The sequence below is a fragment of the Nonomuraea sp. NPDC050383 genome, assembly GCF_044459125.1.
Classification (GTDB): Bacteria; Actinomycetota; Actinomycetes; order Streptosporangiales; family Streptosporangiaceae; genus Nonomuraea.
In genome coordinates this window covers 340,632-351,295 of record NZ_JBITIP010000008.1, presented here as the reverse complement: position 1 = coordinate 351,295, position 10,664 = coordinate 340,632, and the positions used below count along the sequence as shown (strand labels likewise).

Sequence of the window (10,664 nt, the reverse complement as noted above, 5' to 3'; positions counted from 1 at the left end):
GGGGTGGGGGGTGGGGGGGGCGCGCGCCCCGCCCCCCGGGCCCCCCCCCCCCCCCCCGGGGCCCCCCGCCCCCCGGGGGGGGCGGGGCCGCCGCGCTGGACCGCCTCGTGCATCAGTCGTTCGTCAGAGACGCTCGATGATGGTGACGTTGGCCTGGCCGCCGCCCTCGCACATCGTCTGCAGGCCGTACCTGCCGCCCGTGCGCTCCAGCTCGTGCAGCAGCTTGGTCATGAGGACGGCACCCGTGGCGCCCAGCGGGTGGCCGAGGGCGATGGCGCCGCCGTTGGGGTTGACCCGGGCCGGGTCGGCGCCCAGCTCCTTGATCCAGGCCAGCGGCACCGGCGCGAACGCCTCGTTGATCTCCACCACGTCGATGTCGTCGATCGACAGGCCGGCCTTGTCCAGCGCCTTGCGGGTGGCGGGGATCGGCGCGGTCAGCATGTAGACCGGGTCGTCGCCCATGAGGGCGAGCTGGTGGATCCGGGCGCGCGGCGTCAGGCCGTGCTCGCGTACGGCCTGCTCGGAGGCGATGAGCACCGCGCCCGAGCCGTCGGAGATCTGCGACGACGTGGCCGCGGTGATCCGGCCGTCGTCCTTCAGCGTCTTCAGGGAGGCCATCTTCTCCAGCGACGTGTCGGGCCGGGGGCCCTCGTCGTCCTCGACGCCGCCGACGGGCGCGATCTGGTCGCGGAAGTAGCCGTTGGCGACGGCCTTGGCCGCCCGCTGGTGCGACTCGAACGCGAACCGCTCCAGCTCCTCGCGGGTGAGGCCCCACTTCTGGCACATCAGCTCCGCGCCGCGGAACTGCGAGATCTCCTGCTTGCCGTACCGCTCGACCCACTTGTCGCCGAACGGGAACGGCATGCCCTTCTCCAGCGCGGCGGTGATCGACGAGCCCATCGGCACGATGCTCATCGACTCGACGCCGGCCGCCACCACCAGGTCCTGGGTGCCGGACAGCACGCCCTGCGCGGCGAAGTGGATCGCCTGCTGCGAGGAGCCGCACTGCCGGTCGATCGTGACGCCGGCGGTGGTCTCGGGGAGCCCCGCCGACAGCCACGCGTTGCGCGCGATGTCCATGCTCTGCGGCCCGAACTGCATCACACAGCCCATGATCACGTCCTCGACCGCCACGGGGTCGACGCCCGTGCGGTCGATCAGCGCCTTGAGCGTGTGCGCGGCCAGGTCAGTGGGGTGGACGGTGGACAGGCCGCCCTTCTTCTTGCCGACCGGGGTGCGGACCGCCCCGACGATGTACGCCTCTGCCACAGTGCCTCCTGAAACCGAGCATTATTCGGTTATAGGGAGAGACTACAACAGAACGATCCTCTACGCCGTTCCCGGCTCTACGCCCTTCCCGGCCGGGGGCAGCAGATCCGCCGCCGCGTCCACCCGGAACCGCCACCGGTCCACCACCAGGCCGTTCAGCGCCTCGGCCAGCCGCAGCGCCAGCACGCCCAGCCGCTCGCCGTCCTGACCGCGCAGCTCGATCGCCGTCAGGTCCGAGGCGAACGGCAGCAGCTCCTGCACGGCCGGCGGCCGGCCCTTCTGCGGCACCACCAGCACCCGCACCCCGTCACCGCTGTGGACGAACTCCTCCTCCTGCTCGACCTCGCCCAGCTCGGCCTCCAGCCGGGGCAGCAGCTCGTCGTCCGCCGGCCGTACGGGGACGATCACGGCGGGGCCTCCGCCCTCCTCGTCGGCGGGGTCGCTCACCTCGCCCCTGCACACCGCGAGTCCGCCCAGCCGGAACGCCAGGCCCTCGGCGAGGTAGCGGTCGAAGAAGTCGAAGGGCAGCGGCCCCTCGGCCGACACCCGCACCGCCCAGACCTGCTCCAGCATGCCGCCCACCAGGTCGGGCTCGGCCTCCACCGGCGCGTGGACCCGGACGTCGGCCGCCACGACGTCCTCACCGTCCTCGCGGGCGTCGGGATCGGCCAGTCGTACCAGGCGCAGGAGCTCGCCCTTGGCCGGCTTGGCGGGCAGCGCCGCCGTCGGGCCAGTACGCAGTCTCCGCTTCGCCATCCAGCCCATGCTCGCCTCCGCGATCAGCTTCGATAGGAGCTCGTCATCGTCGCGTAGACGATGATGTTATCGGTGTAGTGACCGATCGTGCGGTTGTACGAGCCACCGCAGGTGATGAGGTGAAGCTGCGCGTTGGCCCGGCTGCCGTAGACGCGCTCGGTGGGGAACGTCTTCTTGCTGGCCTGCTCGATGCCGCCGACCGTGAAGACCGCCGTGACGCCGTCCTGGCGCTTGACCTCGATGGTGTCGCCGTTGCGCAGCTCGTGCAGGCGGCTGAAGACGGCGCTCCGCGTACGGGTGTCCTTGTGGCCCAGCATGACCGCGGCGCCGGCCTCGCCCGGGGTGGCCATCTCGCGGTACCAGCCCACGAGGTTCGGGTTGTCGGCCGGCGGGACCTGGATCGTGCCGTCCTTGGCCAGGCCGATCGACTTGATCGGGGCGTTCACGCCGAGCTTCTTGATCACCACGCGGAGCGGGGTGGAAGGCTGCATCGGCGGCGCCGGGTCGGGCAACGGCAGGGGCGGCGGCACGGTCGGGGCCGCGTTGAACAGCGCCTGCGCCGGCTGCCCCGTGGCCTTGCCGTCCGGCTGGGCGTCCAGGGCCAGCTGGTCGCGCTGCGCGGCCAGGCCGTACTCCTCGGGCGAGTTGAAGACGATCAGCATGCCGGCCACCACCGTGATCACCCCGGCGATGGCGGCCAGGATCAGGACAATCCGCAGGGCCCTGCCGCCCGGGTCCTGGGGCGGCTCGCCGTAGGGATAGTGCGGTGCCATGGCGCCGTCAGCCCCGGGTCGCGCCGCGACGGCGCATGGCCAGCCCACCGGCACCGGCGGCCAGGATCAGCGCGGATCCCACCAGCACGAACATCCGCCCGTCGGGGCCCATCTCCCCACCGCTACCGGTGTTGGCACCGGCCTTGGGCGTCTTGGAGGACCGCTTCGTGGGGGTTTCGACCACGGTGACGTAGCTGGTCTTGGTCTGCTTGGGGGTGGCGGTCGTCTTGGCGGGGGTCGGGGTGGGGGTGGGCGTCGGAGTCGGTGTGGGAGTGGGGGTAGGGGTGGGGGTGCCGTTGGAAGGCGTCCCGGTCGCGACCGTGACCAGGGCCGCCGCGGCCGACGCCTCGGACTCGGAGCCGGTCTTCACCGAGCAGGTGTACCACGTGGCGGCGGCCGCGCCGCTCGGTCCGACCTGTAACACGAAGTCGTCGGGCACGACGGCCATGACGCCGGTGGCCTTCGGCGTGAGGCTGATGAGCACCGGCGGGATCGACATCGGGGCGCCGGCCGTCGCCGCGGTCAGAGGCGTGGCCGTCGCGGTGACCCCTCGGGTCTCGGTCGGCATGGGGTTCGGGGTGCCGGTGACGATCGCCGTGGCCTGGATCACGATGCGATCGGTGACGGGGATCGGCGAGCGCGCCGTGAGAGTCGGGCCGGGCGAAGTGGGCTGCCCGATGTTCCACGTCACCACGGCGGTCGAGCTCGGCGAGGGGGCGGTCAGCGGACCCTGCAGATCCATCTGGAACCGGTAGTCGGTGCCCGTGCCGGTCGTGTCGGTCTTGCAGGTATAGGTCACCGGCTTCGGCGCCACCGACTGGGCCACCGCTGGGACTCCGAGGACTAAGACTGCCGCTCCGGTGGCAAGGGCAGATGTCTTGAGGGCGAGGCGGTGCCTCGCCTTGGACGTCAGCACTGTCCTTCTCCGTTTCGGCACAGGTTCAACAGGCGTACCAGACTGGCAGCCATTGGTCACGGTTAGGTTGAGATCTTACGAACACTCCCTGTAAATCTCCTGTAAACCGGGAAACCCGTGCAAGTCGGGCACTAGCCCTTCTTCTTGGACAGGGTGGCGTAAACGATGATGTTGTCCGTGTAGGAGTGGGCCGTCTTGTTGAAGACGCCCCCACACGTGATCAGCCTGAGCTGCGCGTTCGCCGTGTTGCCGTACACCCGGCTGGTCGGGAACGAGTTCTTGCCGACCTGCTCGACCCCGCTGACCGTGAACTTGGTCACCTTCTTGTCCGAGCGGTACACGTAGATCGCGTCACCCTTGGCCAGCTCCCGCAGGCGGTAGAACACGGCGGCGCCCTTGCGGGTGCTCACGTGGCCGTTGATCACCGAGGGGCCCAGCTCGCCGGGCACCGGCGAGAAGCGGTACCAGCCCGTCTGGTTGGGCTTGGTCAGCGGCGGCGTGGTCAGGTTGCCCTTGAGGTCCACCGTGACGGACCCGACCAACGCGTTCACCTTGATCTTGGGGATCTTGATGCGAGTCGGTGCGGGCTTCTTCTTGGCCGTGGTCTTGGCGGGCGGGATCGGCGCCACGACCGGGGCCGCCGCCAGGGGCGGCGGGGCGTCGGGGCGGGCCGGGGTCAGCGGGACGTTCTTGCCGCCCGGGCCGACCGTCGGCGACAGCACGAACGCGCCCGCCGCGTTCTGGATCTCCACAGTGCTCGGCCCGGCCTGCGCCACCGTTCCCGGAACGGGGCCGGACCCGTCGTCCACGGCCGGGATCAGCGAGAGCAGCCCGACCATGATGGCGCCCACCCCGCCCAGCGAGCCGGCGACCAGCAGCGCCGGCATGGCCCTGTTCAGCGCCGCCCGACGCGCCTGCTTCCGCTCATCCGCCGGCGCCTGCGGCAGCGCGGCCGGCTGGGGGTTCGGCTGCTCGTCCGGCTGGGGGTTCGTGTGCTCGGTCATCAGCGCTCTCCTCCGGCGTGCGCGGCCTGCCGTCTGCGCAGCAGCAGCCCGCCCGTGGCACTTCCCATCAGCAGCAGCGAACCGCCGGCGATCAGCCCGTACGAGGAGCTCGCGGGCTCCGGCGCCTCACCCGTGTCCACCCCGCCCTTGGGCGTCTTGGCCACCTGGGCCTTCACGTACTTGGTGGTGGTCGGCTTGGGCGACCTGGTCGGCGTCACCGTCGCCGTCGCCGTGGCCGTCCTGACGCCTCCGGTGACCACGCTGACGTGACTCGGGCCGGGGGTGTGGGAGTAGGGCGAGCTGTTCGTCGGGTCCGGCGTGCCGGGCGTGGTCGGGGTGCGGGTGGGCGTTTGCGACGTCGAGGGGGAAGTGCTCGGGCTGTTCGACTGCGTCGGGGTGGCGCCCGGCACGTTCACCTCGATGGCCCCCGGGTCGCCCTGGATGGTGCAGGTGGCCTCGTTGTGCGAGGGCGGCTCGGTGATCTCACCAGTGGTCACCCGGAACGCGTCCACGTGCGCGGTCTTCGCCTCGACGTTGAGGACCTCGATGGTGTGCGGCCCGTACTCCAGCTCTGGCGACTCCCAGAGGACTTCCTTGGACCTGGTCCCGGTCATCGGCACGCCGTTGCGGTCCTTGTCGGGCTCGACGACCGGATCGGTCACCGTGTTGCCGTCCAGGAGGATGCGCACAGGACCGAGGCCCGGCTCGCGCCTGCCGATGTAGGCCACCTTGGTGCCCTTGAACTCCAGCTTGGCGATGCCGTCCTTCTGGGTGGTCGTGTGGAGGTCGTAGATGTGGTCGGCGTACTCCTCCGAAGTCTGGTGGTGGTACCAGTCGGACGAGTACGTGACCAGCTTGTTGTCGTTGACCGTGACCTCGCCCTTGGCGGGCTTGAACCGCACGACCAGGCCGGCCGGCTTGACCCGGATGGTGCCGGAGCGCTGCACGGAGCCCGCGTCGGACAGGCCCGACGGCAGCTTCAGGAAGTCGCCCGGCACGAGCTCCGCCTGCTCCTGGGAGCCCTTCGGCCGGAGCTGGCCCTCCCAGGCGCCGGTGATGTCCACGGTGCCTTCCAGATTCAGCGTGGAGCCCTTCGGGAAGAAGCCGGGCGAGCCGAACTGCTTGCCGCCCAGATACTTGATCGACCAGCCGACGTCGAGCATGCCGGCGGAGGTGAGCCTGGGGGTGACGAGCGCCTCCAGCTGCACGCCGCCCGAGCTGCCGGCGACGCCTCCCGTGCAGAAGTACTTGGCGACCAGAGACGTCTCTGCCTGTCCTGGCTGGGATGCCACCACGAAGGCGGCGGACGCGGCCATGCCGACCGTTGCGGCGATCAACGCCTTGCGCCACCGATTCACCGGACACTCCGCTCACACATAGACCGAAGGTAGATCTTAAGGTCGATACCACTTTCAATCAGGCGATGTTCGGCACTTGTGATGAAGCCGTGTCCACGCCCCGAAAACCGGCGCGCGACCGGGTATACCTCGAGGTAACAGAATCGTATTCTGGCGTCCGTTCACGCCTGCCTGGAGGAGACCGATGGAGCGAGACCTCTTCGAGGAGGAGCACCTGCTCTTCCGCGAGACCGTGCGCGAGTTCATGGCCCGCGAGGTGGTCCCGCACCACGGCCGCTGGGAGAAGGACGGCATCGTCCCCCGTGAGGTCTGGAAGAAGGCGGGCGAGCTCGGGATGTTCGGCTTCTCGGTCCCCGAGGAGTACGGCGGCGCGGGCGTCACCGACTTCCGGTTCAACACGGTGATCGTCGAGGAGATCATGCGCCACGGCGCCACCGGCCTCGGGTTCTCCCTGCACAACGACGTCATGGCCCCGTACCTGGTGGAGCTGACCGACGACGCGCAGAAGCAGCGGTGGCTGCCGGGCTTCGCGAGCGGCGAGCTGATCACCGCCATCGCGATGACCGAGCCCGGCGCGGGCAGCGACCTGCAGGGCGTGCGCGCCACCGCCGTCCGCGAGGGCGACCACTACGTGCTCAACGGGCAGAAGACGTTCATCACCAACGGCGTCAACGCCGATCTCGTCGTGGTCGTGGCCAAGACCGACCCCGAGGCCGGCGCGCGGGGCATCACGCTGCTCGTGGTGGAGCGCGGCATGGAGGGGTTCGGCCGGGGCCGCAACCTCGACAAGATCGGGATGAAGGCGCAGGACACGGCCGAGCTGTTCTTCGAGAACGTCCGCGTGCCCGTGGCCAACCGGCTCGGCCCGGACGACGGCCAGGGGTTCTTCCAGCTCATGCGCAACCTGCCCCAGGAGCGCATGTCGATCACGGTGGCAGCCGTCGCCGCGGCCGAGGCCGTGCTGGAGCAGACCGTGGAGTACTGCCGGGGCCGGCAGGCGTTCGGCCGGAGCATCGGGTCGTTCCAGAACACCCGGTTCGTCCTGGCGGAGCTCGCCACCGAGACCGAGATCGCCCGCCACTACGTCGACAAGTGCGTGCTCGCGCTCAACGCCGGGCGGCTGACGGCGGTGGACGCGGCCAAGGCCAAGTGGTGGACCACCGAGCTGCAGAACAAGGTCATCGACCGCTGCCTCCAGCTCCACGGCGGCTACGGCTACATGATGGAGTACCCCGTGGCCAAGGCCTGGGCGGACAGCCGGGTGCAGACCATCTACGGCGGCACCACCGAGATCATGAAGGAGATCATCGGCCGGTCGTTCGGGTTCTAGAGAGACCCGGTCGTCCAGCGCACGCCGGGCCTCACTGCGGCGCATACTGGCAACCATGGACAGCGGCCTGATCCTCCTGGTGTTCCTCGCGTTGCTGTTCGCCTGGGTCCTGAACCGCGTGCGCCGCGCGCTGCGCCTGGGCGCCGTCGGCTACGCCGGCATCATGATCGTATTTGTGATCGTCATGCTGCTCCTCTGGGGCCAGACCTTCCGCTGACCCGGCCGCACCGCCCTAGCCACCGCTGCCCTCCAGCAGGACCCGCGCCACCAGCTCCGGGTCGTCGCTCATCGGCACGTGGCCGCACCCGAGCAGCAGCTTGACCCGCTGCCCCGACCACCGGGCCGCGCGCACGGCCTGGCGGCGCGGCAGCAGCCGGTCGTGCTCGCCCCAGGCGATCGTGATCGGCGCCTTGGGCGGCGCGGGCGGCATCATCCCGGCGAACGACTCCAGCGTCTCCTCGAACCCCGGCGCCGCGACCAGCGCCTGCGAGGCGGCGACCAGCGCCTCCGGCGAGAGCCTCGACGGGTGGGCGACCAGCAGGCCGGCGCTCACCGCCCGGCCCGCCGGGGTGGAGGCGGCCCGGACGGCCTGCTCCGGCGACAGCGCGCCGGCCGCCGCCCGCATGGCGCGCAGCGCCGTCCGGCCGTACAGGAGCTCCGAGCGCGACCAGAAGCCGGCCGGCGACAGCGCGGTGGCGGTGCGGACCACGCCGCGCGAGGCCAGCTCCAGCGCGATGTAGCCGCCCAGCGAGTTGCCCGCCACGTGCGGCTCCCGCACCCCGAGCAGGTCGCAGAACGCCTCGACCGCGTCGGCCAGCGACTCCGCGGTGTACGGGGTGCCGGCGGGCAGCGGTGGCGAGACCCCGAACCCGGGCAGGTCGAGCGCGATCACGGTGCGCGAGGCGGCCAGCCGGTCGATCACCGGCAGCCACGCCTGCCAGTGGTGGCCGATGCCGTGGACGAGGATCAGCGGCGCGCCGGTGCCACGCCGCTCGAAGGCCAGCTCCATGCCGACGAGTGAACCACTCAGCGGCTACGGGTGGGAATCTCGAACCAGACGGCTTTGCCTTCCCTGGTGGGTCGCGAGCCCCAACGCCGGGCCAACTGGTCCACCAGGTAGAGCCCGCGGCCGCCCTCGTCGTTCTCCCCCGCGCTACGGATGCGCGGCAGCCGGAGGTCCTGGTCGAACACCTCGACCCAGACGGCCTCGTCGCCCCGCCGCAGCCGCAGGGTGAACTCCTTCTCGCCCACGACCTCGTCCTCGAAGCCCGGCACGTCCCACGACTCGTCGAACGGCAGCGGCCCGTCCACGGTCAGCTCGCGGCGCGGCACGGTGGCGGTCGCCGCGTGCAGCACCACGTTGGTGACGACCTCCGACACGAGCAGGCAGGCCAGCTCGGCCCGCTCCTCCGGTACGTTCCACGCGTCGAAGGCCTCCGACGCCATGCGGCGCGCCTCGCCCACCATGATCGGCTGGGCGGGGAACGTGCGCTCCTCCACGTCGAGGTCGGCCTGGCTGGAGCGGACCACGAGGATCGCCATGTCGTCGTCGATCTCGCCGGGCACGGCCACCGTGGCGGCGTCGGCCACCCGCTCCACCTCGGCGTCGGCGTACTTGGCGAGCTTCTCGCGCAGCACGCCCAGCGTCTCCTCGTCGCTCGCCATCTGACCGTCGCGGTTGGGGCGCCGGTCCACCAGGCCGTCGGTGTAGAGCAGCAGGGCGGCGCCGGGCGGCAGCACGCGGGTCTGCTCCTTGTAGACGAGGTCGGCGTGCAGGCCCTTGGCGCGCACGCCCAGCGGCTGGCCGACATCCTCGATGTCCATCTCGACGCACTCGCCGTCGACCAGCAGCAGCGGCGGCGCGTGGCCGGCGTTGGCGAACGACAACGTGCGCGACCAGGCGTCGTAGACGAGGTACTGGCAGGTCACGATGGGCGGGACGCTGATGTCGGCGCCGCTGTCGTCCTTCTCGGGAGTGGCGATGATGCGCGTCCACTCGTCGAGCCGGGCGAGGATGTCGGCGGGCGACTTGTCGTCCTGGGCGAAGGCCCGCAGCGCGGCGCGGAGCTGCCCCATGATCGCCGCGGCGCGGGCGCCCCGGCCCTCGACGTCGCCGATGACGATGCCGACCCGGCCGGCCGACAGCGGGATCACGTCGTACCAGTCGCCGCCGACCTGGGTCTGGATGCCCTGGCCGTGGGAGGCGAGCGGCGCCGCCGGGTAGTAGCGCACCGCGATCTGCAGCCCGTCGAGCTCCGGCAGCGCCCTGGGCAGCAGGTGCTTCTGGAACGACTCGGCGGTGTGGCGCTCCTCCTCGAACAGCAGCGCGTTGTCGATGGCGAGCGCGACCCGGGTGGCGATGGCGCCGACGAAGTCACGGTCGAACGCGTCGTAGTGGGGGCTGCGCCGGTCGGTCAGGTTGGACAGGCCGAGGTACATCTGGCCGAGGGTCTCGCCGCGCACGCACAGCGGCGCCACGATCGCGGAGGTCATGCCGACCTCGCCGCACAGCTTGGCGCTGTTCTCGCTCGGGCTGGGGAAGCTGTTGACCGCGAAGTCCTCGACGAGGATCGTCTCCTGGCGGCGCATCGCGACGTCGGCGTAGTGGCCGGGGGGGTAGCGGATCTCCGCGCCGACCGGCTTCCAGGTGCCGGGCGGCGGGGTCCAGCCCTGCACGTGCTGCGACACCCGGCGCACCAGGCGGTCGCCCTCCATCAGCTCGATGAAGCAGTGGTCGGCGAACTGCGGGACGAGCATCTCGGCGACCCGCTTGAGCGTCTCCTCGACGTACAGGGAGCCGGCGAGCCGCTCGCCGATGCGCTCCAGCAGGCCGAAGCGGTCCTTCTCGCGCTCGTTGCTGCGCAGCGCCTCGCGGGCGGTGATCACGATGCCGGTCACCGAGCCGGAGGGATGACGCAGCGGCACGGCCTGGGCGCGCACGTAGACGATCGTGCCGTCGCCGCGCCGGACGTCGAACGTGCCCTCCCAGACGCCGCCCTTGAGCACGTGCTTGGCCAGCTCCACCGCGAGCGGGTGGTCCTTCTCCAGGATGCCGAGGGACAGCACCGACGTGTCACCGGCCACGGACTTGCCGGGCCGGCCGAACAGCTTCTCCGCGAACGGGTTCCAGTACAGGAGGTTGCTGAAACGGTCGGTCACCACGACCGCCATCTCGACATGGTCCAGGACGGACTCCGCGGCGAGCTGGTCGGCCGCGTCCTCGGAGAGATCCCCCCAGCGCTTCATCCGGAGACCACT

General features: G+C 71.0%; 10 protein-coding genes. 2 read left to right on the top strand and 8 right to left on the bottom strand.

What is annotated here, in order from left to right; all coding sequences use genetic code 11:
- Positions 1-123 precede the first annotated feature (123 nt).
- From ACIBG4_RS22475 to ACIBG4_RS22450, 6 genes are all read right to left on the bottom strand, one after another.
- On the bottom strand, positions 124-1,269 hold the full coding sequence (locus tag ACIBG4_RS22475; RefSeq protein ID WP_355435356.1) for an acetyl-CoA C-acetyltransferase: 1,146 nt from the start codon (positions 1,267-1,269) through the stop codon (positions 124-126).
- Between the two features lie 60 nt (positions 1,270-1,329).
- Positions 1,330-2,025 carry a hypothetical protein gene (locus tag ACIBG4_RS22470; RefSeq protein WP_397203430.1) on the bottom strand — a complete coding sequence of 232 codons (696 nt, stop codon included), beginning with the start codon at positions 2,023-2,025 and terminating at the stop codon, positions 1,330-1,332.
- A gap of 23 nt (positions 2,026-2,048) precedes the next feature.
- A complete protein-coding gene (locus ACIBG4_RS22465) occupies positions 2,049-2,798 on the bottom strand; it encodes a class F sortase (RefSeq protein ID WP_310706839.1) in 750 nt (249 codons plus the stop codon).
- Positions 2,799-2,805: 7 nt separating this feature from the next.
- A complete protein-coding gene (locus tag ACIBG4_RS22460) occupies positions 2,806-3,624 on the bottom strand; it encodes a hypothetical protein (protein WP_397203429.1) in 819 nt (272 codons plus the stop codon).
- Positions 3,625-3,845: 221 nt separating this feature from the next.
- Positions 3,846-4,718 (bottom strand): class F sortase, encoded by an 873-nt coding sequence (locus ACIBG4_RS22455; RefSeq protein WP_397203428.1) that lies wholly within the window; start codon positions 4,716-4,718, stop codon positions 3,846-3,848.
- Entirely contained in the window at positions 4,718-6,076 is a 1,359-nt protein-coding gene (locus ACIBG4_RS22450) for a hypothetical protein (protein ID WP_397203427.1), read from the bottom strand. The genes ACIBG4_RS22455 and ACIBG4_RS22450 overlap by 1 nt, the downstream gene beginning before the upstream one ends.
- Positions 6,077-6,260: 184 nt before the next feature.
- Here ACIBG4_RS22450 and ACIBG4_RS22445 point away from each other — a divergent pair, with 184 nt between their 5' ends.
- A complete protein-coding gene (locus ACIBG4_RS22445) occupies positions 6,261-7,406 on the top strand; it encodes an acyl-CoA dehydrogenase family protein (protein ID WP_397203426.1) in 1,146 nt (381 codons plus the stop codon).
- A 55-nt stretch (positions 7,407-7,461) separates the two neighbouring features.
- Positions 7,462-7,623, top strand: coding sequence for a hypothetical protein (locus ACIBG4_RS22440; protein ID WP_310706844.1), 162 nt, complete (start codon positions 7,462-7,464; stop codon positions 7,621-7,623).
- Positions 7,624-7,638: 15 nt separating this feature from the next.
- Here ACIBG4_RS22440 and ACIBG4_RS22435 read toward each other — a convergent pair whose 3' ends face one another.
- Positions 7,639-8,415 (bottom strand): alpha/beta fold hydrolase, encoded by a 777-nt coding sequence (locus ACIBG4_RS22435; protein WP_310706845.1) that lies wholly within the window; start codon positions 8,413-8,415, stop codon positions 7,639-7,641.
- A gap of 17 nt (positions 8,416-8,432) precedes the next feature.
- Positions 8,433-10,652, bottom strand: a complete 2,220-nt coding sequence (locus ACIBG4_RS22430; RefSeq protein ID WP_397203425.1) for a SpoIIE family protein phosphatase — start codon at positions 10,650-10,652, stop codon at positions 8,433-8,435.
- Between the last annotated feature and the right edge of the window lie 12 nt (positions 10,653-10,664).